Below are 23,468 nucleotides of genomic sequence, written 5' to 3' on the forward strand. Positions count from 1 at the left end.
TGCTGGCGGCTGGAGGCTGGCCCCTGGCTGCCTCAAGGCTCCAGATCAATCACGATGGGCTGAGCCGTCGGTGCCGTGATCGTGACCGTGCCGGGGTCGTAGCCGTCGGCGACCACGCGCAGGGTGTACGTGCCGGGTGCGGGCAGGCGAACCGCGCCGGGGGCCGTGCCGACCTCCTCCCCGGCGGGGAGGGCCGCCGACGCGGGAGCCGAGACGACGCTCAGGAGAACGGGCGAGCCGGGCGAGCCGCGCACCGTGAAGCGCACCTCGCAGCAGGACCCCGCCACCCGCGCCTGCGGGGTGGGCAGCGTGGCCCGGTCCGCCCGCGCCGCGAGCAAGGCCCACACGAGCAGCGTGAGCAGCAGCAGCGCCCCCAGCGCGACGGCGGGCCACAGCCAGCGCGGGGCGTCCCGCCTGGGCGTGGCCTGCGCCTGCCCGGTCCTCACCACGCGCCACGAGTGGTCCTCCTCCCATCCGATGCGGATGGTTTTGTCCACCACGCGGCGGGGGGTGACGCCCCCGGTGGACGGCGCACGCTCGGCGGGACGGTTCCGCACGGCGGCGGCGATGAGCGAGTCCGGCTCCGGCTCCAGCCCTGCCGGGGTCTCCACCTGCGTCTCACCGCGCTCAGGGGACGGCACCTGCCCCCCGTCGGCCAGCGCGTCGGCCCGCAGGTCCATGTCGATGAGGGTGGGCGGGGGCACCACTGGGACGGGGGCGGCAGATTCCTCCCGCGCCTTCTCCTCCACGGTGGGCGGCCCGGCCTCGACGCCGATGCGGATGACCTTCTGTCGAGGAGCTTCGGCGGGTGGGACGGACGGTGGAAGGGAGACCGGCCCGGCGACTTCTGGGGGCGGCACCGGGGCAGGCCCGACCTCCGGCTCCCGCGCGCTTGTCCCAGCGGAGGCGCGGGCCACATTCGGCATCCGCCACGCCCCCCGGTCTCCCCGGTCCCTGCGACTTGCCGCTTTCCTGTCCGTGGGCCGCGCCTCCACAGGAGGGGCCTCCCCCAGCACGACCTGCGTGCCGTCGTGGACGGTGGAGCTTCCGGCCTGTTCGGGCGCGGCGGGGAGGCTCAGGCGGGTCAGCAGTTCGCGGGCGGTGAGACTTTCGGGCGCGTCACGCAGGGCGGGGGGCACGCCTCCCAGTTCCCTCAGGGTGGCGGCGAGGGCGCGCAGGTCGTCACGCGGCGTCCCAGCGCCGTCCCGGTGCCCTTCCCACGGCAGCCCGGCCCCGGCGAGGGCCACGTGGCCGTCCACGCTCCACAGTTGGGCGGGGGCGACGCCGCCGTGGGTCAGGCCCGCCTCGTGGAGGGCGGAGAGGCCGGTCAAGGCCCCGTGGGCCGCGAGCACGGGGTCGGCGGCGGGCTGGGCGTGCAGGGGCAGTTCGGTGACGAGGTAGACCAGCTCGCCGTCCACACCGCTGTCGGTGAAGGGCAGCAGGGCCGGGCTGGGGGGCAGCGCCGGGGGGGCCACCGCCCGCCCCAGCACGTGCAGCAGCACCGGCATCCCGGTCAGGCGGTCGGTCGCGCGCAGGGTCCGCACCCCGCTCCCGGACGGGTCGCCCGCCAGATCACGGGCGGCGACGTAGGGGCCGATGGGCTTCACGCGGTCAAGTATAAGCGCCGTGTCCCGCACGGGCGGCCAGGCGTGAGGCTGGCGGCGGCGTGTGTCCGGGATTCAGGAGCGCCACACACGGCGTCCTGGTTCCCCCAGGAAGACGGTGGAGCGCACCGGAGTTGGGCTTGACACCTGCTCGTTCGGGGCCTGTGAGACGGAGGTTCGGGCACGGCTCGGCCTGCGCTGTGGCCTTGCCGGTCGTCCCCGACCTACGTTCTCTCCGCCGCGTTCAAAGACGGATGAAGACGGGAGACGGGGTGTTCGTTGGTTGGGCGGCGATACCTGTTCACCCCCTCTCCTGCGGAGCTGTGACAATCCCGGCCTCCTTGAACGCTTGATGAAAATTGCAAATTGGGCAAGAGGAGCATTTCATCGTCTGGAAGCAGGACGAGCTGCGCTCGTCACCCCCCTCCCCGACCCTCCCCCCACAAGGAGGGAGGGAGAAAAGAGCACGGCTGACACGCTCGCTTTCTATTGCACATCAAGCGTCTCAAGAGGAGGGGTCAGAAGAGCAAGTGCTTTGGCTTTTTTCTCCCTTAAGCAGGGGGCTGGGGTGGAGGTGACGAGCAACGCCCGCTCATCTCCCAGTCGGCAAAAGCTCTTCTCCCACCTGACTCGTCATTCACAACGGGCCTTCGAGGAGGGAACGGACAAATCGCCCCATCTCCCGCAGCGTGACCTGATCCCTCCCGAACCTCTTCCCTGGGGCGTATCGTGCCGGGCATGACCGAGGCGACCGGCCCCAGCTCGTCCAGTACCGCGCACCATCAGGCCGCGCCGCGTTCCGTGCGGGTGGCGGTGCTCACCGTGAGCGACACGCGCACACCGGAAACCGACACGAGCGGGGCCTACCTCCTCTCCGAGCTGCATGCCGGGGGCCACGAGGTCACGGGCTACCGGATCGTCCGGGACGACGGCGTGGAGATTCGCTCGGCCCTCACGGCGCTGATGCGGGACGCGGCGGTGGTGATCTCCAGCGGCGGGACGGGCATCACCGGGCGGGACGTGACGATTCCGGTCGTGGAGTCGCTGCTCACCAAGCCGATGCCGGGCTTCGGCGAACTCTTCCGGATGCTGTCCTACCGCGAGGTCGGCGGCGCGGCGATGCTCTCAAGGGCGGTGGGGGGGCTGGCCGGGGGAACGCTCCTCTTCGCCCTGCCCGGCAGCCTGAACGCGGTCCAGACGGCGTGGACGGGCCTGCTGCGGGACGAACTGGGCCACCTCGCCTTCGAGGTCGCGCGGCACGGGCAGCCGATGATCCCCCAACCTGGAAGCGCCGGGCCGGGCGGGGCGGGCTGAGGCGTGGACGGCTGGCTGGACCTCGCGCCCATCTCGCGGCTGACGCTGCCCTTCGCGCTGGCGCTGGGATTGATCGCCTTCTACTGGCTGTGGCGGGTGGCGGGTGAGGCGCGGCGGGGCTGGAGACCGGCGGCGGCGTGGTGGGCGGTGCCGGGGCTGGGGCTGCTGTGGCTCACGCCGCTTTCCGACGTGCCCGCGCTGTTCGGGCTGGGGGCGGCGGGGCTGCTGTTCGCGGAGTTCTGGCCGGGGGCCTTCCGGCCCGCGCGCACCCGGCCCGGCCCGGCGTGGCCGCTCGTCTCGCTCCTGTGCGGGCTGGCCGTCTTCGCCCTCGTCGCGGCGGGGGGCGGCGGGGCCATTCCCGTCACCGTGGGACTCGCCGCCGTGCTGGCGGGGCTGGGCGGGCTGCTGGCGGTGGGGCTACACCGGGAGAAGCGGCCCGCCCGCTCGCCGGGGCTGGAGGTGCGCTTCGCGCGGGTGCGGCAGCCCGAGTGGCCCGACCTCAGCGTGACGCTGACGGAGGAGGGCGCGCGGCTCGTGAACGTGTCGGGCGGCCCGGTCCAACTGGCGGGCTGGTCGCCCTCCGGGGTGAACGCCTGGCTGCGCGTGCGCGACGAGGGCGGCGCTCCCCTCAACGTGCTTGGCAGCGGGCAGAGCGCCTTCCTGCCGCTGAACGGGCGGGCGGGCGGCGTGCGCGTGTGGTACGTGCCGGGAGGTGGAGGGCGCGGCAGGCCGTCCGAACCCCGCCTCTTCCGCGCGGACTGGACGCCCCCGGCCTACGCGGAGTCGCGGGTGCTGAATTGAGGGGCGAGGCAGGGAGATTCCGGTCCCTCAATGCCGTTCCAGCGTGATTTCCAGCGGAAGGACGGGGCGGGACCTGGCAGGAGTCTCGGGCGTGGTGAGGACGTAGATGTAAAAGCCGGGTTGTAACGGCGCTTCCCCGACGTAATCGAAGGGAAGATAGGCGGACTTCCCCCCTCTGGACTCAGCCTCCATCCAGGCATACCGGTACGCCTGCGGGACGGGCTGAGCGGCGCTGCTCTCGCCGGGCCGGAGGTCGCCGTACCGGACGGTCTTCCCCGGAAAGCGGACGACGATGTGCCGGAGCGTCACCGGACTGTCGTTGCGGAGGGTGATGACGGGCGTCTCGGGACCCCCTGAACGTGGCGCACAGCCCACCAGCAGGAGCAGCGGGAAGACGAGCCACAGGGCACGCATCCCCGGACTTTACCGCCACACCCCGAGGAGGAGCCACGCCCCCCAACTGACCCCCGAGGCTGGACCCCCGCCGCGCCCCGGCGTATGGTGAACCTCATCGTGAATCTGGCGTTCGAGTGGGCGGCGCTGGCCGGGCTGACGGATACGCCCGGCACCGGGGGACGGCTGCGCTCGGCCCCGGAGGACTTCCGTGTGGAGGAAGTGCCCGCCTACCCCCTGTCCGGCGAGGGCGACCACCTCTACCTGCACATCGAGAAGACCGGGCACACGACCGCCCACGTGCTGCGCGAGCTGTCCGCCCGGCTCGGCGTGCGCGACCGCGACGTGGGGGTGGCCGGATTGAAGGACCGTCACGCCGTCACGACCCAGTGGATCAGCGTGCCCGCGAGGTTCGGGGACCGGGTGGCCGCCTTCGCGCTGGACGGCGTGCGCGTGCTGGAGACGCGGCGGCACACCAACAAGCTGGGGCTGGGACACCTGCGCGGCAACCGCTTCGTGGTGCGGGTGCGGGACGCGGCGGGCACGGCGGACACGGCGGCGGCGACCCTGGCCGAGCTGGTGGCGCGCGGTGTGCCGAATTACTTCGGGCCGCAACGCTTCGGCCTCCGTGGGCTGAACGCCGAAGAGGGGCTGCGGGTCCTGCGCGGGGAGTCCCGGCTGCGTGACCCCCGCGTGCGCCGCTTCCTGACGACGAGCGTGCAGAGCATGGTCTTCAACCGCTTCCTGAGCCTGCGGCTGGAGCGGGGCCTGTTCGACCGGCTGGTGGTGGGCGATATGGCGAAGAAACACGACACGGGCGGCGTCTTTCTGGTAAAGGACGCCGGGGCGGAGTCCCCCCGCGCCGGGCGGGGCGAGGTGAGCGCCACGGGCACCCTTTTCGGCAAGAAGGCGCGGCCCCTCACGGGGGACGCGGGCGAGCTGGAACGTGAGGCCCTCGCCACCTTCGGGCTGACACCGGAGGCCTTTGCGTCTCGCCGGGGCGACCGCCGCCTGACGCGCGTCTTTCCGGAGGAGGCCCGCGTCACGCCCGAGGAGGACGGCTACACGGTGGCCTTCACCCTTCCGAGGGGCAGCTTCGCCACGAGCGTCCTGCGCGAGATCATGAAGACCGATGTGGACGCGGCGGGCGAGGGGAACGACGACGAGGGCGAAGGGGAGGACGGAGCGTGAGACTGAGGCGCGCGGCCCCGCTCGCCTTGCTGGCGGCATTGGGCGGCACGCTCGCGCAGCGGTCCCCCACGGCGGAGGTGAGCCTCCGTCCCTCCTTCGGCGGGGCCTTGCTCCAGGGCCGGATGACGGTGCCGGGGGCCGACGCGCTGACCGGCGTGTGGAGTTCGCAGGGCCGCGCCCGGCTGCTGCGGTGCGCGCCGCGCTGCGTGGTCGTGTCCAGCGTCCCCCTTCAGGGCAGCCTGCTCGTCAACGGCGACACGTCCTACCGGGTGGCCCTGGGCGGCACCTTCCGCACGGGTCAGCGGGTCCAGCTCACCCTGCAATTCCGGGGCGCTCCCCTCCTGAACGTGAACGCCACCGTCGCCCGCCCGTGAGTGGGCAGGAGCAGCGGGCCGCCTTCCTGGGCACGACCTACGGCACGGCGTGGGAGCGGTTCCGGTTGTCGGGGGAGCGTAGCGCGGCCCCCTCCTGGGCGCGGGGGCGCTGGGCGGTCGTCACCGCCTGGAATCCGGGTGGGGCGCGGGCACCGGACGCGATGAATATTCAGGCCGGAGTCGGGCTTCTGGCTCAGGTCAGGGCAACAGGCCTCTCTCCCCTTCCCGCCCTCAACGGCGAGGGCGAGTGGGAGGAGGAGGCGCTGATCGTGCCCGGCGCGTGGCTGCGGCAGGCGGCGGAGTGGGGCGGCACGTTCGGGCAGGCGGCGGTGCTGTGGGGCACGGGCGCGCGGGTGGCGCTGGTGTGGCTGGACACGGGGGGAAGGGTCACGCGGATGGAGCGGTTCTGGGCGCGGCGGGCGTGAGGTCAGCCCGACCGTTTCCCGCCCACCACCCCGCCAATCCGCCGCAACACCTCCTCGATGGTCTCCAGGCCCGTCGCGTAGCTCAGGCGCACCTGCCCCGGCGCGGCGAAGTCGGTGCCCGGCACGACCGCCACCCGCGCCTCGTCCAGCAGCAGGCGGGCGGCCTCCAACTCGTCGGCATGAATCCGAGTGGTGTCGGCCATCACGTAGAAGGCCCCCTGCGGCGTGGGCGTCGGCAGGCCCAGACCTTTCAACCCGGCCACGATGCGGTCCCGGCGCTGGCGGTAGGCGGTGCGCGCCATGTCGATGAAGCGGGCCGTCTCCTCATGCTCTTGCAGCGCGGCGAGGGCGGCGTACTGGGAGACGCTGCTCGCGTTGCTCGTGCTCTGCGACTGGAGGGCGTTCATCGCGCCGATCACGCCCTTCGGCCCGCCCGCATAGCCGATGCGCCAGCCCGTCATCGCGTAGGCCTTGCTCGCCCCGTTGATCGTCAGCGTGTGCTCCGGCGCGTATCGCCCGATGCTGACCTGCGTGGCGTCGTACACCAGATGCTCGTACATCTCGTCGGTCACGATCACGAGGTCGTGTTTCTGCGCGAGTCGGGCCACCGTCTCCAGCACCTCGGGCGGGAAGACGGCCCCGGTCGGGTTGCCGGGGCTGTTCAGCACGATCATGCGCGTGCGCGGGGTGATGCGCGCCGCCACCTCGTCCGGGTCCAGCATGAAGCCCGACTCCGGCGTGGTCGGTACGGCGACGGGGACCGCTCCGGTCAGCGCCACCATCTCTGGGTAGCTCACCCAGTACGGGGCGGGGATCAGCACCTCGTCGCCGGGGTCCAGCAGCGCGAAAAAGGCGTTGAAGAGGGCCTGCTTGCCGCCGCTCGTGACCGTCACGGCGTCCGGCGCGTAGCTCAGCCCATTCTCCCGCGCGAACTTGGCGCTGATCGCCTCCCTGAGTTCGGCCAATCCATTGACGGCGGTGTATTTCGTCTTCCCCGCCTCGATGGCCCGCACGGCGGCGGCCTTGATGTGGGGCGGCGTGTCGAAGTCCGGCTCGCCCACGCTCATCGAGATCACGTCCACGCCCGCCCGCCGCAGCTCCAGCGCGCGGGACGTGACCGCCACCGTGGACGAGGGCTTGAGGCTCCGGGCACGCGCGGAAAGGCGGAAGGGGGAGGAGGTCGTCATGGGGTGAGGGTACAGAGCGGTCCGGAGCGGGAGGAGAGGGACGCCTAGAAGCGGTACGTCACCCCCGCCCGCAGCCCCGGCGAGACGACGATGCCGCTCGCCAGGTCCGAAGTCCCGCTGCCCACGATGTACCGCGCCCGCGCCTCCCCGAACCAGCCCACCCGCCCGGCCCCGAAGCGGTCGCGCACGCCCACCGTGCCGCCGACGCCCCAGACGGCTCCCAGCAGCGTGGCGACTCCCGGCCCGCCGTAAATTGTGACCGGACCTACCGGGCGGCTGAGCAGCAGGTCCGCCCCCACGACGGGGAGGAAGGCGTCCAGCCCCGGCACTCCGATGGTGTCCAACGTTCCGCGCAGGCTGACGCTCGTTGCCCCCGCTTGCGCGATAGGACCGCTCAGGCCGAGGTGAAGGCCCGGCAGGACGATGAATTCGGTGCTCAATCCGGCCCAGAGCGTGACCCGCTCGCGTTCAGGAACTGTGGTCGAGAAGGTCGTCTGCGCCCCGGCGGCGAGGGAGGTCAGGGCGGCGAGACTGAGCAGGGTGCCGCGAAGCTTCTTCATCACACCTTCATTTTGTCAGTCACCCGGCGGAAGGCAAGCAGGTTTGCCATCTGGAGCGACAGCGGAAGTCCAGCGGCCCCTGCCCTTCCTGGCGATTGGAAGCTGGCGACTGGCGACCCTCCCCAACGGCGAAGGGGGCGGCCTCCAGCACCACCCCCTCCCCGGTTTCCCTCCCGCGCGCTCAATGCAGCAGCCCGATGCTGCGGGCGCGGCTCACGGCCTCGGTGCGGTCGCGGGCTTCGAGCTTGGTGTACAGGCGGGCGAGGTGGTCCTTGATGGTGTCGGGGCTGACGCGCAGGTTCTTGGCGATCTCCTTGTTGCTGTAGCCCTGCGCGAGGAGCGGCAGCACGTCGGACTCGCGGGGGGTCAGGCGCGGCACGTCCACCTGCGGGAGGCGGTCGATCTCCGGGTGGGCCACGATGTCGCGCAGTTGGCGGGCGAGGCTTTCGGGGTCGGACTCCTTGCTCACGTAGCCGCGTGCCCCGGCGGCGCGGGCGGCCTGCACGATGGCGGGTTCGGCGAAGGTGGTGATCAGGACGCTGACGACGCCGGGGTTGGTCTGGCGCAGGCGGTCGCAGACCTCGATGCCGGTCATGCCGGGCATCTTCACGTCGAGGAGGGCGGCGTCGGGCTGATGGGTGCGGCAGGCCTCCAGCGCGCGCAGGCCGTCGGCGGCCTCGGCCACCACGTCGAAGCCCTGGTGCAGCAGCGCGTACTTCAGACCCATACGAAAGAGGGGGTGGTCATCGGCGATCACGAGTCTCATGGCGTTACCTCCGGCAGATGCAGGGTGAGGATCGAGTGGGGGGGGGCAGGGTTGGCGTTCTCTGGGGAAAGGGAAGTGCGTTCGTAGCTCAGCCCGCCGCCGTGGGCCTCAGCGACCCGGCGGGCGATGAACAGGCCCAGCCCGGCGGTTCCGGCGGTGTACTGCTGCCCGGCGATGGTGACGGGCTGCGCGTTGAAGGGCTGCGCGAGTTCGGCCAGCGGCGCACCCAGGCCGGGGCCGTCGTCGCGGACCTGCACGCCCGCCGGGGTGACGGCGAGTTCCACCCGCGTGCGGGCGTAGCGCAGGGCGTTGTCGGCGAGGTTGGTCACGGCGCGTTCCAGCGCCCCCATGTCGGCGAGGGCCGTGCCCGTGCCCGTGACGGTGAGGGTGAGGTCGCGCGCCCCCGCCCGTGAGGTGAGGCGGCGGGCCACCCCGTCGAGGAGCGGGCGCAGCTCGGTGGGCCGGGTCTGAACCCGCACGTCCTCGCGCTCGTAGCGGTGCGCGTCGGCCATCTGCCCGACGAGGGCGAGCAGCCGCGCGTTCTCGGAGAGAATCTGCTCGCCCACCTCGCGGCGCTCGGCGTCGGGGAGTTTCCCCTCAGTCAGCGTGCGGGTGAGGTGCCCGGTGGCGATCAGGGGCGTCTTGAGGTCGTGGACGAGGGTCGCCATGAAGGCTCCCCGGCGGCCCTGCTCGGTGCCCAGCCGCGCCAGCAGCTCCCCGAAGGCACCGCGCAGCGCCCGAATCTCGGCGGGGTCGTCGTCGTGCGGCTCGGCGAAGTCGCCGCCCTGCACCTCGGCCTCCAGACGGCTCAGCGGGCGCAGGAGGGCACCGCTCAGGACGTAGCCCACCAGCCCGCAGGTCGCCGCCGCGAGGCCCATCCAGCCCAGCAGCGTGCCGGGCGGCAGGTCGGGCCGCGCGCTGAGCGTGAGCACCAGGTTCGGCAGGAACGCCAGCAGGAAGATCACCAGCGTGAACTGGGCGCGCAGGGTGCCCTGCCACCGCCGCGTGGCGGCCTGGGGAAGCGGGGGCGAAAGCTCACCTGTGCTCACGTCCCGGAGTGTAGGAGGGAGGGTCTGACAGAACCCTCACGCCCGGAGGCCTAAGAACGCCGTCTGTCAACCCCCTCCGCCCCCCGCCCCTGACGGGGGGAGTCAGCTTCGGGTCTGGCCTTCCGGGAGGGAGAGGAAACAGCCCTAACTGCTTCGGGGGGAGGCCCTTAAGTGAACAGGCTCCGCCCCACCCGCACCAGCGTCGCCCCGGCCCGCACGGCGAGGGGATACTCGCCACTCATGCCCATGCTCAGCTCGGGCAGGCCGAGATCGTGCGCCCGCCGGGCCGTGTCGGTGAAGACGCGCAGGACGGCGGCCTCGTCCGCCGTGTCGGGGGCCATCACCATCAGGCCGCGCACGGTGAGGCCGGTCGCCGCCACCTCGTCATACACGGCGCGCAGACGTTCGGGGGGAACGCCGTGCTTCTGCTCCTCGCCGTTGTGGAGCTGGAGGAGCACGTCCGGCGCGCGGCCCCACTTCGCGGCGGCGTCCGCGAGGGCCTGAGCCTGCCGCACGTCCTCCAGCGCGTGAAGGAGCGAGGCCACGCGCATGTACTTGACCTTGTTCAGTTGCAGCGGGCCGATGTAGTGCCACTCGGCGTCCGGCAGCAGGGCGGCCTTGTCGCGCAACTCCTGAGCGCGGCCCTCCCCGAGCGGGAAGCCCCCCGGTTGGAGGGCGGCGTGGGCGAGCACGTGTTCGCGGATGCTCTCCAGCGCCTGCCCCTTCGTCACGGCGACGAGGCGCACGCTGCCGGGGGGGCGTCCGGCCTCCGCCTCGGCCTCGCGCAGGCGGGCGAGCACGTCGGGCAGCATTACGGGGACCTCGGGCGGACGGGGAGACTCACGCCCGGTATTGTCGTCCGCCACCCCGCCACGCTCAAGCCCACCCCGGCGCGCGGTGGGTGGAGGGCGCGTCAAGAAACCTTCACCCTTCTCAGCGGGGGAGCGGGGAAGGTAAAGTTCCGCGTGCGTGGGCGGCCTTTGCGACCCTCCTCCATCAGAGGTTTGCCGCCGCCGCGTGCCAGACTAGGAGAAGCATGCGACATTCCCAGACCCTCGCCCTCACCCTCTTCCTCGCCGCTCCGGTCGCCGGGGCACAGACCGCCGCGACCGTGCAGGATGTGGTGGTCAACGGCACGAGCGACCTGCTGTCCAACTACGTGAAGGCCACCCTCAGTGTGCAGCCGGGCGCGGCGCTCTCCTCGGTGAACCTGCGCCTCGTCGAGCAGGACGTGCTGGCGACGGGCTACTTCAAGACGGCGACCGCCGACCTCCGCACCGTCGCCGGGCGCGACACGCTCGTGATCACGGTGACGCCCAACCCCACCATCGGGCAGGTGAACGCGACCGGGCTGACCTTCCTGCGCGCCGAGGACTTCAAGGCGAGCGTCGCCGAACTCCTGAACATCGCGCCGGGAGCCACCCTGAACACCGGGCGGCTCGATCAGGCGAAGGAGGCCCTGGCGCAGAACTACCGCGCGGAGGGCTTCCCCTTCACCCCGAGCATCAGCGCGACGACCGGGACGGCGCAGGACGGCACGGTGAACGTCAACTTCGTCGTGGACGAGACCGCCCCCGTGACGCGGGTGGAGGTCGAGGGCGTGACCCTCCTGCCGCGCGAGACGGTGACGAACCTCTTCCGCCCGCTCTACGACGGCAAACGCTTCACGGTGGCCGCGTACTTCGCCGCCGTGCAGGGGCTGGAGCAGGCCTACACCGCCGCCGGATACCTGCAAAGCGGCGTGAACACGCGGGCGAGCAGCCTGGAAGGGGGCGTGCTGCGGGTGCGCGTGGTCGAGGGCCGGGCGACCGCCGTGAACCTCGACGCGCTGGCGCTGCCCGCCGGGACGGTGACGCCCACCCTGCAAACGCGGGTGGGGCAGCCGCTGTCCACCGCGCGCATCCAGGCCGACGTGCGGGCGCTGTCGAACGCGACGGGCAAGCCGGTGGGCTTTGCGCTCCAGGCCGACCCGCAGAATCCGGGGCAGGCCGCCGTGTACTTCGGGGCGGCGCAGGTGGCGACCGGGCCGGTGCGGACGGTCGCCTTCCGGGGGAACACGCGGGTCCCCAGCGCGACCCTCGCCGCCGCCGTGCGGACGAAGGTGGGCGACGTGTACTCGCCCCAGCTCGCGCAGGAGGACTTCCTCACGGTGCGCGACGCCTACCGCAAGGCCGGGTACGAGATCAGCACCCGCGACGCGATCACCTTCGAGAACGGCACCCTGACCTTCAACGTGCGCGAGGTCAGGCTCGTCGGCTACGAGCTGCAATGGCAGGGCAACCACCGCACCCGCGACCGGGTGATCCTGCGCGAGCTGCCCGCGCCGGGCGGCCTGTTCAACCTCAACGACCTGCGCGCGGGCCTCGCCGACGTGACCCGGCTGGGCTACGTGCAGGTCGTCGGCGAGAACGTCCGCAGCGACCCCCAGAACCCCGAGAACGTGACCTACGTGCTCACCGTGGCGGAGAGCAACCAGGGCATTCCGGTCAGCCTCGCCCTGTCCTACGACAGCCTGACGGGCTTCGGCGGCGAGGCGGCCTACAGCAACCCGAACGTCTTCGGGCTGGGGCACAACGTCAGCGTGTCGGCGGGCGCGCAGCAAAACGACGCGGGGCAGAACGCGGTGGGCAGCGCCTCGTACACGATTCCCTGGCTCGACCTGAACTTCCTCGACTTCCGCGAGAACCGCACCAGCCTGACGGTCGCCACGGGCAGCGTGGTCGCGGGCAACAACACCCTGTACGACTCCTCCTCGGGCACGAACGTGGACACGGGGCGGCAGTACACGGTGCGGACCACCTCGTTCGGGGTGAGCGCGGGGCGCAACATCACGCGCAACCTCGTCGGGTCGCTCGGCGTGGGCACGAGCTACCGCACCTACTTCCTCGAACCGCTCCAGGACGACGAGACGAGCGCGACCTACCCCGACGACGAGACGGGCAACACGGCGGCCACCGCCCTGCTGACCCCCACCACCCGCACCACGAGCGTGCGCGCCGGGCTGGGCTACGACACGACCGACAACCCGGAGTTCCCCAGCCGGGGCGTGCGCGCGAACACCGACGCGTCGTACAACTTCGGCGTGTCGGGCACCAACCCGGTGAACTGGGTGGACCTGGAGGGCGGCGCGAGCACCTACTTCGGGCTGGGCCGCACCCTCGACAAGGGCTTCGGCGTCCAGACCCGCCAGCAGACAGTCGCCGTGCGTGCCAATGCGGGCACCATCAACGGCTCGACCCCCACGGGCACGGGTTACTACATCGGCGGCGGCTCCACCCCGGTCGCGGCCCGGCAGCTCCGGGGCCTGGACAACAACCAGCTCTTCGGCACGAACTACTTCACCGCCAGCGCCGAGTACCGCTACGACTTCGCCTTCACCAACTCCTTCACGCAGGGCATCTACGGGGTGGTCTTCGCCGACGCGGGCGACGCCTGGAGCGACAACGAGTCCTTCAGCCTGAACTACGGCTTCGGCGCGGGCGTGCAGCTCAACCTTGGCTTCGGCGGCGCGCGCCTGCCCTCCCTGCGCTTCGACTACGGCTACAGCCCCCAGAACACGAGCAGCAAGTTCTACTTCCGCATCGGCAACTTCTGGTAAACGGGCGGGGAATGGGAGGAGGGGCGGGCCTTGCGGGGCCTGCCTCTTCTTTTTGAGGGGAAGAAGAGTGTAGAAACGCGGGAAGTGACCTTTCACGTTCCCCCCTTCTGCTCACCACCGCTACAAGGCCGTGCGGCAGCTTTCACCTGCCGCCGCCGCAAAGGCCAACCCTAGCCGTGACCGCTGCCCCTCTCATTCACGAGAATACGTTGTAATATATCAGAAAGGAAAAATCCGGCATAATTTTTGATATGTTTAAAAAGTTGAAACAGAGCTTGAACGAGGCCATAGAACGGGACAGAGTTAAATATGAAGCGGCAATACTCAACAAGCAGGCAATTCTTGACAAGACGAAGGAGGAACTAAATAGTAAGTATGACCTCCTTGTTAGAGAAGGACGTGCGCCCAGCGATTTGCCCGATAGTCTTCGTCAAATGATTCTGGATAATTTGGAGCCAAGCGAACTCATTCAAGAGTACCTGAAACACCAATACTCGGACGCAACGATTTTCCTCACCTCTACCAGGGTTATTATATACAAAAGTGGTTGGCAGGCTGGTGGTTCTATAGCTTCACCAAGTTCCTCAACATCTTCAAAAATTAAAAGCTATCCCTACTCTGCTATTAATGGCGTTGAAATTGCAATCAGCTCTATGTATGGTCGTATTGAGCTTAGCATTCCGGGTGTGAAAGATGCCCCGCGTGGTGGTTCTGCTGGACATGCCGTCCGTTATGAAAACGTCACCATCTTCACACCAGAACAAACTGACAAGGCTAGGCAGATCGTCGCTGCTTTAAACGCAAGGACTGCGCTATTAAGGTCTGGCAACGCTTACTCCAATACAGCATCTAAATCTACACTTGTCGATCTTCTCAAAGAATTGGCAGAGCTTCATGCAACAGGTACTATAACTGATACAGAGTTCGCTGTGGCCAAAGCACGCCTTTTACAGGAATAAGTTGGAAGACTCCTATAGTCGCCCTGATAATTATGTCCCTCGGCATCTTACCCTTCCTCCCAGCCCGCCCGTTCGAGCGTGGGGGTTCTTTGTTACTCCCACCTCCGCAGGCAGCCCCCACCCGCTACGATGCCCGGATGAACCACGACCGACGACCCACCCATGAGGCCCGCGCATGGAGGGGCTGATGCTCGCGCGGGTGCTGCGGGACCTGTCGGGGCACCTGCCGGGGCGGAACCTGGGCTGGGCCTTTCCCGACGAGACGACTGCCGCGCTCCTGCTCGACGGGGTGGGCAACCTCGTCCTCGCGTACCGCCCGCCACAGCCCGTCGTGTTCCTCTCGCGGGAGCGGTTACGGGGCGAGCCGAACAACGGGTTCCAGCGGTTTCTGGCGAATCGGGTGCGGGGCGACCTCATCAAGGCCGAGCAACTCAAGCTCGACCGGGTGTTCGCGCTGCACTTCGCGGGCGAGACGGGTTTCGTGGACCAGCCGCCCGCACGCCTGCTCTTCGAGGTCACGGGGCGCAACGCCAACCTCCTCGTGCTGGAGGCGGGCGAGGGATTCGAGGGGCGCATCACCCTCGCCGCCCGCGAGATCACCGGGAGCCGCAACCGCTTCCGCACGGTGCGGACGGGCGGGGTCTACACGCCGCCGCCGCCCTACGAGAAGCTCGACCCGCGCCGGATGACGGAGGAGGACGCGCGGACACTGGTTGAATTGCCCATTGGCAAGTGGCGCGAGCGGGTGGACGGGCTGGGGCTGCTGCTGGGGGCCGAACTCGTGCGCCGCAGCGGCCTCAAGTCGGACGAGGCACCGGGCGACCGCTGGCCGGAGGCGCTGACGGCCCTGCGCTCGCTCGCGGACGATCCGACCGTCAGCGAGGGAACCATGCGCGAGGGGGCACGCGAGGCGGCGCGAACGGAGAAGGCCGCCCAGCTTCGCAAGGCCCTGCGCGAGCCGCTGGACAAACGTCTCACCCTCGTGCAGAACCAGCTCGCGGACGTGGCCCGCGCCGAGGCCGGGCTGGACACGGCGGCGCAGGACCGCACCGAGGCCGACCTCCTGATGGCTTACGCGCATACAGTGGAACCCGGCACAGCCTCCGTCCTCCTGCCCGCCTTCGACGGGAGCGGCGAGGTGCCCGTCGCCCTCGATCCGCAGCTCTCCGCCGTGCAGAACGCCGAGAAACGCTATACCCGCGCCCGCCGCCGCGAGGACGTGTACGAGCGGCTGGCCGAGCGCGAACCCGCCCTCCGCGCCGAGCTGGAGGAGGCGCGCGGGCGGCTGGCCCACCTCGACGCGGCGGGGTTGGAGGACCTGGAGGCGCTCTCCGCCACATTGCAGGCCGAGCGCCCGGAGAGGAGTCCCTACGGCATCCGCTTCACCACGCCGGGCGGTTTCGAGGTGCTGGTGGGCCGCAACAACAAGGAAAACGCCACCCTGACGCACCGCATCGGGCGCAGCCTGGACTACTGGTTCCATGCGCAGGGCTATCCCGGCAGCCACGTCCTCGTCCGCACGGGGGGCAAGGACCTCGCCCTGCCCGACCTGCTGTACGCCGCCCGCCTCGCCGCCGCCCATTCCAAAGCGAGGGGCAGCAGCAACGTCCCGGTGGACTACACCCGCGTCAAGTTCGTGTGGCGACCAAAGGGCGCGCCCGCCGGGCAGGTGCATTACACCGACCAGAAGACGGTCTTCGTGGACGGAACGGTGCCGGAGGAGGGCGGGGCGGCGGGGTAGGACGTGGTTCGCCCGCAGGTCACGACGCCCCGGCAGCGGCGCGCGTACAGTTCCCGCCCGTGGAACGCATCCTGTTCAGGGCCAAGATTCACCGCGCCACCGTCACCCAGGCAGACCTCGACGACGTGGGCAGCGTGACCACCGATCAGGACCTGCTGGACGCGGCGGACATCCTCGTTCACGAGCGCGTGGACATCTACAACATCACGAACGGCCACCGCCTGAGCACCTACGCCCTGAGCGGGCCGCGTGGCAGCGGCGTCATCGGGATCAACGGGGCCGCCGCCCACCTCGTGCAGCCCGGCAACCTCGTGATCATCGCCGCCTCCGGCAACTACAGCGAGGAGGAGGCCCGCACGCTGGAGCCGCGCGTGGTGCTGGTGACGCGAGGAATAGGATGCTGGAGCTTCAGCCCACGTAGATCAAGCCACTTGAGGACGGGGGCCTGATGTGAAGGGCGGAGCGAGGAAGAGAGGCGTATTCAGCGTCTCGTAGAAGGACGAGCGTTGCTCGTCACCCCTCTCCCCAGCCCTCTCCCGCACGGGGAGAGGAAGCAAAAAGCACTTCTGGCACACTGGCTTTCTCTTGCACATCAGGCGTCACAAGGAGGGAGCAGGAAGCACAGATAGGACGCTCACCTTCTATCTCCATCAGGCGTTCGAGGGGGAGGGAGAACAGAACAGGCTTTGCAACTTGATACGGCCCTTCATGGGTTGTGCTGGCGGCTGGAAGCTGGCCGCTGGCCGCCTAAACACGCCAAACTACCCCCCATGCCCGCCGGAGACCCGCCGCATCCCCTCGCCGCCCCCCTCCTCGCCGGGGAACGTCGCGCCCTCGCCAAAGCCATTACCCTCGCGGAGTCCACCCGGCCCGACCACGAGCGGGAGGCACAAGCCCTCTTGAGCGAGGTGCTGCCCCATGCCGGACGGAGTGTGCGGGTGGGGCTGACGGGCGTGCCGGGGGTGGGCAAGTCCACCTTCATCGAGGCGCTGGGGGTGCGGCTGGCGGACGCGGGGCACCGGGTCGCGGTGCTGGCGGTGGACCCCAGCAGCGGGCGGACGGGCGGCTCCATCCTCGGGGACAAGACGCGGATGCCGCTGCTGACGGTGCATCCGAACGCCTTCATCCGGCCCAGCCCCAGCGGGGGCACGCTCGGCGGGGTGGCGCGGCGCACGCGCGAGGCGATCACACTCTGCGAGGCGGCAGGCTCCACCGTGGTGCTCGTGGAGACGGTCGGCGTCGGCCAGAGCGAGACGCAGGTCGCGGCGATGACCGACCTCTTCGTGCTGCTCACGCTGCCGAACGCGGGCGACGAACTCCAGGGCATCAAGCGCGGCATCATGGAACTCGCCGACCTGTGCGTGGTGAACAAGGCGGACGTGGACCCGGCGGCAGCGAGGCGCGCGGCGCAGGAACTCACGGCGGCGCTCAGGTTGCTGACTCCTCACGGTGCGCCGTGGCAGCCACGTGTTTTGCAAGCCTCCGCACTCACAGGTGATGGGCTGGACGACGTGTGGGCGGCGGTGGAGGACTACCGCTCGGACGGGGGGCGGGTGGAGCGCCGCCGCCGCACGCAGACGGGGGCGTGGTTCGAGGAATTGCTGAGGGAGGCGGCGTGGCGCGCGTTTCAGGCGGGCGTGGACCCCGAGCGGCTGCGGGCGCTGCGGGCAGAGGTGCTGGCAGGAACGCTGACGCCCGTGCAGGGCGTGACGGCGCTCATGGGGGGCTGAGCTAGAGGGGAGGGGACGCCCACACTCACGCGGACGCCCCCTCTTCCCCTGCGGCCCTACTTGATCGTGCCGTTCAGCCCGTTGGGGTAGAAGCCCCCCCTCCGTGCATTCGGAGCGAGGTAGACGATATTCAGGACTTCGCGCGTGCTGCGGCCATAGGCGACGCCGTTCGCATCGGTGGGGGCGATGACGGCTCCCCTCGCGTTGCTCAATCCCGTGTCCTTGCCGCCGCCGACCTTGCCGCGCAGGTTGCTGATCGCGCCCACGACCTGCCCGACATACAGCCCCGCCGCCGCGAGTTCCTGGCGGCGCAGGTACAGCATGGATCGGATGGCCCCCGCGTGGTACGCCTCGGTGGCGAGAATGCCCGCCGCCGCCTGGAGGTACGCGGGGTTGGTGATCAGGGTCGCCGCGCCGTTGTAGGCGGTCACGCCCACGTCCTCGAAGATGAAGGCCCCGTGCAGGAAGAACAGGTCGTTCGCGTAGGGGTTGAAGCCCTTGATCGCCCCGCCGCTCGCGGCCTGCCCGGCGGCGTCGAAGGCCCCCGCGAGGTCGAGGACGGGCCGGGGCGCGGCGGCCTTGCCCAGCGCCCCGGACAGGAACTTCACGTGCTGAAGCTCGTCCTCCGCGATGTCGCGCACGAACGCCTGGGTGTTGGAGTCTATGAACTGCATCCCCATCATAGGATCGAGTCCGGCGGGCAGACGAATCTCGGCCCCGCCGCCGATGCGGCGCAACTCCTGAAGGCGGCCCACGGCGGCGAGGTAGAAGGCGGCCTCCAGATATTCAAGGTTCAACGCGAAGTTCAGCACGTCCACGTCGATGTTCTTCGCGGGGGCGGCGAGTGCGCCGGGCGCACCCAGACCGAGGGCGGCGGCCCCCAGGCCGAGCTTGCCGAGGGTCCCCAGGGCGGCCCGGCGGTTCAGGATGGGGCGGCTGAGGGAAGAATCGGTGGCAGGCTGGTCGGTGCTGTGGTCGTAGTTCATGGGGTTCTCCAATGAATGCCGCCTCTGCGGGCAGCTTCACCGGGGTCTATGCGGACTGTCGAGGTTCGGACTACCCGTCCCCCCGAAGATGACCGCCGAGCCAACGCCCGATGAGAACATGGTGGTCCTCGTGGAAGCGGCGCGGCTGGATGAGCGCGCGGGCGAGGGGAATGGGCCTCGCGGGCAGGGTGTCGGGCACAGGTCGCAGGTAGAGGTGGGCCGTCGTGGGCGCGACGAGGGCGCGGGCGGGATGGTCGATCACCACATCGGCGGGAAGGGTGGAAAGCTCGCCGGGTGAGAGGACGCGGCCCGGCAGTTCCCACAGCCCACGCCCGATGGGGTCTGTCCGCGTGTGGAGCCAGACCTGCTCCGCCCGGACGTGGAGCCAGCGTTCCTCGTGGAGATGGGTGCCGGGCGGGAGGGCCGCGCGGGCTGCCTCCACCGCCTGCCACTCGGCTTGCAACCGCGAAAAAGCGGGCGTCAGCGCGAAGCGGGTGAGGAAGGCACGCACGGCCTCCGGCACATCGTCAGGAAGGGGTCGCCCGGTCAGGAACGCCGCGCGGAGGTCGGTCGCATTCAGGCCGGGGACGGAGGGGGTAAGAAGGCGGTCCCAGCCGGGAAACCAGCGCAGGTATGCCGTGCTCGCGTCCTTCTCGAAGCCGACGAGGGCGGGAGGGGTGGGGCCGAGGGCTTCCCGCGCCGCCTCCCGCACGTCAGCAGCCCACGCCTCCGCGTCGAAGCGGTCGGCGAGGGGGCGGAAGAGGACGCGACTTCTCCGAACACCCGCTTCCCGAAGTGCCGCGCGGAACATCGCGGCCCGCTCCCCCGCCGTGAAGGGATTGCGGACGGAGCGGGCGAGATTTGCGCTGCCGAGGAGGACGAGGACGCGCGGGAAGGCGTCCAACGCGCCCAGCACCGTTCCCACATGTGCCCGGTGCGGCGGCTGGAAGCGGCCCACGTAGACCGCTGCGCGGCCCTCCCCGGTCATCCCGCGTGGGCGCGCAGCGAGTCGGCCACCCGGTCACGCAGGGCGGCCACGTCCGCGCCGAGGCTCACCCGGTAGAGGTGGGGGTTGAGGGGACGGCGGGTGCCTGCAGGGAGACGGTTCAGTTCCTCACGCGCCCGCGCCTGTGCATCGGTCAATGTTTCTGGAGAAGCCGTGCGCCGCCCACCCTCCATCACGACCTCGCGGGCGTCCGCCCAGGTCAGGCCGTCCGGGAGCAGGGTGGAGCGCAGGGGATTGGTGGGGTCGCTGACCCGCTCGCCCGCACGTGGCTCGTCGCCCAGGGTCAGCACGTCCAACGCGAACTCCCCCCCCGTGTCCGCCGCCCGCCACACCCGCTTGGTCCCCGGCAGGCTGGACTTGGCGGGGTCGCCCGTGAGCTTCATCTTGGGCACGCCGCCCAACGCCGCGAGCTTGTACACGCCGCCGAGTGCCCCGCCGCCCTCCCCGCCCGCCGTGACGAGTTGGGTGCCCACCCCGTACACGTCCACCCGCCCGCCCTCCGCGATCACGGAGGCGATGACCGACTCGGACAGGTCGTTGCTCGCCAGAATGCGGACCTCGGGAAAGCCCGCCGCGTCGAGCGCCGCCCGGATGTGCCGTGACAGGTACGCGAGGTCGCCGCTGTCAAGGCGCACACCGCGCAACTCGTGGCCGGAGGCGCGCAGTTCGCGGGCAACGGTCAGGGCGTTGGGCAGGCCGCTCCGCAGCGTGTCCACCGTGTCGAGAAGCAGCGTGGTCGTGTCCGGGTAGAGCGCGGCGTAGGCGCGGAAGGCCGTCAGCTCGTCCTCGAAGCTCTCGACCCAGGCGTGGGCGTGGGTGCCGCTGACGGGCATCCCGTAGCGCCGTCCGGCCTCCACGTCGCTCGTGCCGACGGCCCCACCCACGAACGCGGCGCGGGCGGCACTGATCGCCCCGTCCGGCCCCTGCGCGCGGCGGGCACCGAACTCCACGACCTGCCCGCCGTGCGGACTCGCCTCCGCCGCCAGCACGCAGCGGGCCGTCTTCGTCGCCACGAGGGTCTGGAAGTTCAGCGTGTTCAGGAGCGCCGTCTCGACGAGTTGTGCCTCCCACAGCGGCGCGGTGACGGTGAGGAGCGGCTCGTGCGGAAAGACCACCCGGCCCTCGCGGAAGGCGGTCACGCGCCCCGTGAAGCGCCACCCGCGCAGCGCGTCCAGAAAGGCGGGCTTGAAGAGGCCCAGCGTGTCGAGGTAGGCGAGGTCGTCCTCCGCGAAGTGCAGCCCTTCCAGCAGGTCGAGCGCCGGTTCCAGCCCGGCCCACACCGCGTACCGCCCCTGAAAGGGTGCGCGGCGGAAATACAGGTCGAAGACCGCCTCCGCCGCGTGGAGGCCGTGCGCGTGGTAGCCCTGCATCATCGTGAGCTGGTAGAGGTCGGTGAACAGCGGGGAGGCCGTCATCCCACCACCTCCGGGAGCCGTTGCCCGCGCGTCTCCACCCCGATGGCCCAGCCGCAGACGGCGGCGACGGCGAAGCACGCGGCGAAGAGGGTCAGCGCGACGGCGAGCTGCCCGGTCAGCAGCAGCGCCCCCACGCTGGGGGACAGGACGCTGGCAAGGCGGGCCATGCCGCTCACAAAGCCCATGCCCGTCGTCCGCAGAGGCGTGGGGAAGAGTTCAGGCGTGTAGGCGTACAACGCTCCCCACGCCCCCAGCAGCGCGAAGGACAGCCCGGCGGAGGTCAGCAGCACGGCGGTCGGCGTCCCCGCGAGGAGGAAGAGGTAAGCCCCCAGTGCCGAGGCCGCGAGGTAGCCGACGAGGGTGGCGCGGCGTCCGATCCTCTCCACGAGGTACGCGGCCAACACGTAGCCCGGCACCTGCGCGAGGGCGAGGAGGAGGCTGGTGCGGTACACCGCGCCGAGGTCCAGCCCCTGCGCCCGCAGATAGGAGGGCAGCCACGAGAAGATGCCGTAGTACCCCAGGCTCAGGCCGAACCAGATCAGCGCGAGGAGGACGGTTCGGCGTCGCAAGGCTCCTTGCAGAAGGGCGGCGGGGGTGACTCTCGGGGCGGGGGGCGGCACGGCAAGGGGCACGTCGGGCAGCGCGGCACCGTTCGCCCGCGCGACCCGTTCCAGCGCCGCCCGCGCCTCCCCCTGCCTGCCCCGAGCGAGGAGCGACCGGGGCGAGTCGGGCACGCCCAGCCGCGCGACGAGGCCGACGATGCCCGGCAGCGCGGCGAGGGCGAGCAGCCAGCGCCACGCCTCCTCCGGCGGGAAGGCGGTACTCAGCCCCCACGCGAGCGCGGCGACCGCCACCGTCCCCAGCGCCCAGAAGCTCTCCAGGTACACGAGGAAGCGGCCACGCCACGCCGTCGGCACGAACTCCGCCATCATCGCGTAGTCCACCGGGAGCGTTCCCCCTATGGCGAAGCCCGTCAGAAAGCGGGCGACGACGAGCCATTCCACGCCCGGCGCGAACGCCCCCAGCAGGCCGAACACCACCCCGAGCGCCACCGTCGTCAGGAAGACGGTCCGCCGCCCGATCCGGTCCGCGAGCCAGCCCCAGAACACCGCCCCGACGAGCATTCCCGCGAAGGTGGCGGTCAGGAGCAACGTGGCCGACGCCGCGCCGCGCTCCAGCCCGAAGGCGGCGCTGATGCCGGGGAGCGCGAAGCCCATGAGGAGCACCTCCATCGCGTCCGCTGCCCACGTCAGGCCGCAGATGGCGAGCAGCCGCCACTGGAAGCGGCCCAGGCCCAGCCGATCAATCGCGTCGTCCACCGCCAAACTCGCTTGGGTCATCGCCGAGGAGTGTAGTACGGCCTCGATTTGGCCCCGCCTTCCCACACGGGAGGATAAAGGAGGACCTGGGGTCGGGCGAGAGGGGCCGGAACTTGTGGAGCGTTCGCAGGAGTGAAGCGGGCAGAGCGTTCCGGAGGAATGCGAGGACGGTCAGGCCCTTCCTCATGAGCGAGGCGGGTCACACGCCTCCTCCTTGAGCTGGGAGACCCGGACTCGTCGAGCTGCGAAGCAGAGGAGGTGAACCGAGCATGGCCCTCAAGGGGACGAACACGTCCACTCTCCCTCGTCTCCCCTACGCCGACGCCGACGCGACTTCCTCTTCCCCCGCCCCCAGGTTCGCCTCCCCCCACGCCACGATCTCGCCAACGACGGGGCCGAACGCCTCGCCCGCCTCCGAGCAGGCGTAGAGGGTGTGCGGGGGCCGGGTGGACACCACCCGCCGCCGAATCAGGCCGAGGCGTTCCAACTCGCCCAGACGGCGGGTGAGGGTGGTGGCGCTGGGGGCACCGAGCGCACGCTGAAGCTCGTTGAACCGCACCTCGCGCGGCGCTTCCCCACCGTCCGGCTCCCGGCGGGTGAGTTCACGCATGATGCCGAGGGCGTACCGGGCACCCAGCGCGGCGAGCATCGCCTCCGGGTCGCTCACGGGATGGCGGCGGGTGAAGCCCCCCAGCGTGGCGAACAGCGGACCGAGCGCGCTGCCCCGGCCCGTCAGGGTGTAGACGCCGCCGCACCCCCGGACCACCCCCTCCGCCTCCAACTCGCGCAGCCGCACGCTCAGCGTGGTCGCGCTCGGCGCACCGCTCAGCCGCCACAGCTCGCAGAAGCGGTGGGGACCGTCCAGCAGCGCCCGCAGGGCGGCCAGCATATGTCTTGCCTGAAGCAGCCCCAGCGCCCGCGCCGCCCCCGGAGGCTCGGCACCGTCACACTTCACACGGGAGGACACTCCAGGTTCTGTCATGCTCCGGGCACCCCGCACTCCACTTTCTGGAGTGTAGCCCGGAGGCAACCCATGAAGTGTACGACGCT

General features: G+C 70.6%; 21 protein-coding genes and 1 pseudogene. 10 read left to right on the forward strand and 12 right to left on the reverse strand.

Translation table 11 applies throughout. The annotated features are described in order from the left end of the window. Positions 1–32: 32 nt before the first annotated feature. Complete coding sequence (locus tag V3W47_RS07400; RefSeq protein WP_331824557.1) at positions 33–1,607, reverse strand: hypothetical protein; 1,575 nt, start codon at positions 1,605–1,607, stop codon at positions 33–35. A gap of 735 nt (positions 1,608–2,342) precedes the next feature. On the opposite strand from V3W47_RS07400, the gene V3W47_RS07405 reads away from it, so the two are divergent. Then, positions 2,343–2,918, forward strand: coding sequence for a MogA/MoaB family molybdenum cofactor biosynthesis protein (locus tag V3W47_RS07405; protein ID WP_331824558.1), 576 nt, complete (start codon positions 2,343–2,345; stop codon positions 2,916–2,918). Positions 2,919–2,921: 3 nt separating this feature from the next. Beyond that, on the forward strand, positions 2,922–3,719 hold the full coding sequence (locus tag V3W47_RS07410) for a hypothetical protein (RefSeq protein WP_331824559.1): 798 nt from the start codon (positions 2,922–2,924) through the stop codon (positions 3,717–3,719). Between the two features lie 27 nt (positions 3,720–3,746). Here the strand turns inward: V3W47_RS07410 and V3W47_RS07415 are convergent, their stop codons facing one another. Beyond that, the gene (locus V3W47_RS07415; RefSeq protein ID WP_331824560.1) at positions 3,747–4,133 is read right to left on the reverse strand and encodes a hypothetical protein; all 387 of its coding nucleotides are present in this window, start codon (positions 4,131–4,133) and stop codon (positions 3,747–3,749) included. An 84-nt stretch (positions 4,134–4,217) separates the two neighbouring features. Between V3W47_RS07415 and truD the strand changes: the two genes are divergently transcribed. Genes truD through V3W47_RS07430 form a run of 3 tightly spaced genes read left to right on the forward strand, consistent with a single transcriptional unit; the run spans position 4,218 to position 6,102 of the window. Continuing rightward, positions 4,218–5,303: a tRNA pseudouridine(13) synthase TruD gene (truD, locus tag V3W47_RS07420; RefSeq protein ID WP_331824561.1), complete on the forward strand. Its 1,086-nt coding sequence runs from the start codon at positions 4,218–4,220 to the stop codon at positions 5,301–5,303. Then, a complete protein-coding gene (locus V3W47_RS07425) occupies positions 5,300–5,677 on the forward strand; it encodes a hypothetical protein (RefSeq protein ID WP_331824562.1) in 378 nt (125 codons plus the stop codon). The genes truD and V3W47_RS07425 overlap by 4 nt, the downstream gene beginning before the upstream one ends. After that, complete coding sequence (locus tag V3W47_RS07430; RefSeq protein WP_331824563.1) at positions 5,674–6,102, forward strand: DUF3293 domain-containing protein; 429 nt, start codon at positions 5,674–5,676, stop codon at positions 6,100–6,102. Before V3W47_RS07425 ends, V3W47_RS07430 begins: the two co-directional genes overlap by 4 nt. A gap of 2 nt (positions 6,103–6,104) precedes the next feature. On the opposite strand, the gene V3W47_RS07435 is transcribed toward V3W47_RS07430, so the two are convergent. The 5 genes from V3W47_RS07435 to V3W47_RS07455 all read right to left on the reverse strand — a co-directional run bounded on the left by V3W47_RS07435 (position 6,105) and on the right by V3W47_RS07455 (position 10,476). Further along, on the reverse strand, positions 6,105–7,289 hold the full coding sequence (locus V3W47_RS07435; RefSeq protein ID WP_331824564.1) for a pyridoxal phosphate-dependent aminotransferase: 1,185 nt from the start codon (positions 7,287–7,289) through the stop codon (positions 6,105–6,107). 44 nt (positions 7,290–7,333) lie between these two features. Next, on the reverse strand, positions 7,334–7,849 hold the full coding sequence (locus V3W47_RS07440) for a hypothetical protein (RefSeq protein WP_331824565.1): 516 nt from the start codon (positions 7,847–7,849) through the stop codon (positions 7,334–7,336). A 181-nt stretch (positions 7,850–8,030) separates the two neighbouring features. Continuing rightward, positions 8,031–8,615: a response regulator transcription factor gene (locus tag V3W47_RS07445; RefSeq protein ID WP_331824566.1), complete on the reverse strand. Its 585-nt coding sequence runs from the start codon at positions 8,613–8,615 to the stop codon at positions 8,031–8,033. Beyond that, positions 8,612–9,664, reverse strand: a complete 1,053-nt coding sequence (locus V3W47_RS07450; protein ID WP_331824567.1) for a sensor histidine kinase — start codon at positions 9,662–9,664, stop codon at positions 8,612–8,614. Before V3W47_RS07450 ends, V3W47_RS07445 begins: the two co-directional genes overlap by 4 nt. A gap of 167 nt (positions 9,665–9,831) precedes the next feature. Continuing rightward, entirely contained in the window at positions 9,832–10,476 is a 645-nt protein-coding gene (locus tag V3W47_RS07455) for a YggS family pyridoxal phosphate enzyme (RefSeq protein ID WP_331824662.1), read from the reverse strand. Between the two features lie 224 nt (positions 10,477–10,700). Between V3W47_RS07455 and bamA the strand changes: the two genes are divergently transcribed. From bamA to meaB, 5 genes and pseudogenes are all read left to right on the forward strand, one after another. Continuing rightward, the gene (bamA, locus tag V3W47_RS07460) at positions 10,701–13,262 is read left to right on the forward strand and encodes an outer membrane protein assembly factor BamA (protein ID WP_331824568.1); all 2,562 of its coding nucleotides are present in this window, start codon (positions 10,701–10,703) and stop codon (positions 13,260–13,262) included. A gap of 251 nt (positions 13,263–13,513) precedes the next feature. Then, a complete protein-coding gene (locus V3W47_RS07465; RefSeq protein WP_331824569.1) occupies positions 13,514–14,221 on the forward strand; it encodes an SHOCT domain-containing protein in 708 nt (235 codons plus the stop codon). A gap of 175 nt (positions 14,222–14,396) precedes the next feature. Further along, on the forward strand, positions 14,397–15,962 hold the full coding sequence (locus V3W47_RS07470; RefSeq protein ID WP_331824570.1) for an NFACT RNA binding domain-containing protein: 1,566 nt from the start codon (positions 14,397–14,399) through the stop codon (positions 15,960–15,962). A gap of 59 nt (positions 15,963–16,021) precedes the next feature. Further along, positions 16,022–16,383, forward strand: a pseudogene (gene panD / locus V3W47_RS07475) (aspartate 1-decarboxylase). 349 nt (positions 16,384–16,732) lie between these two features. Then, positions 16,733–17,692, forward strand: a complete 960-nt coding sequence (gene meaB / locus V3W47_RS07480) for a methylmalonyl Co-A mutase-associated GTPase MeaB (RefSeq protein ID WP_331824571.1) — start codon at positions 16,733–16,735, stop codon at positions 17,690–17,692. A gap of 56 nt (positions 17,693–17,748) precedes the next feature. On the opposite strand, the gene V3W47_RS07485 is transcribed toward meaB, so the two are convergent. From V3W47_RS07485 to V3W47_RS07505, 5 genes are all read right to left on the reverse strand, one after another. Further along, the gene (locus tag V3W47_RS07485) at positions 17,749–18,678 is read right to left on the reverse strand and encodes a ferritin-like domain-containing protein (protein WP_331824572.1); all 930 of its coding nucleotides are present in this window, start codon (positions 18,676–18,678) and stop codon (positions 17,749–17,751) included. A 70-nt stretch (positions 18,679–18,748) separates the two neighbouring features. Further along, positions 18,749–19,666, reverse strand: a complete 918-nt coding sequence (locus V3W47_RS07490) for an ADP-ribose pyrophosphatase (RefSeq protein ID WP_331824573.1) — start codon at positions 19,664–19,666, stop codon at positions 18,749–18,751. Beyond that, entirely contained in the window at positions 19,663–21,099 is a 1,437-nt protein-coding gene (locus V3W47_RS07495; protein WP_331824574.1) for a nicotinate phosphoribosyltransferase, read from the reverse strand. Before V3W47_RS07495 ends, V3W47_RS07490 begins: the two co-directional genes overlap by 4 nt. Then, positions 21,096–22,439 carry an MFS transporter gene (locus V3W47_RS07500; RefSeq protein ID WP_331824575.1) on the reverse strand — a complete coding sequence of 448 codons (1,344 nt, stop codon included), beginning with the start codon at positions 22,437–22,439 and terminating at the stop codon, positions 21,096–21,098. The genes V3W47_RS07495 and V3W47_RS07500 overlap by 4 nt, the downstream gene beginning before the upstream one ends. Positions 22,440–22,731: 292 nt before the next feature. Next, positions 22,732–23,373 carry a winged helix-turn-helix transcriptional regulator gene (locus V3W47_RS07505; protein ID WP_331824576.1) on the reverse strand — a complete coding sequence of 214 codons (642 nt, stop codon included), beginning with the start codon at positions 23,371–23,373 and terminating at the stop codon, positions 22,732–22,734. Between the last annotated feature and the right edge of the window lie 95 nt (positions 23,374–23,468).

It is taken from the genome of Deinococcus sp. YIM 134068, assembly GCF_036543075.1.
Lineage (GTDB): Bacteria > Deinococcota > Deinococci > Deinococcales > Deinococcaceae > Deinococcus > Deinococcus lichenicola.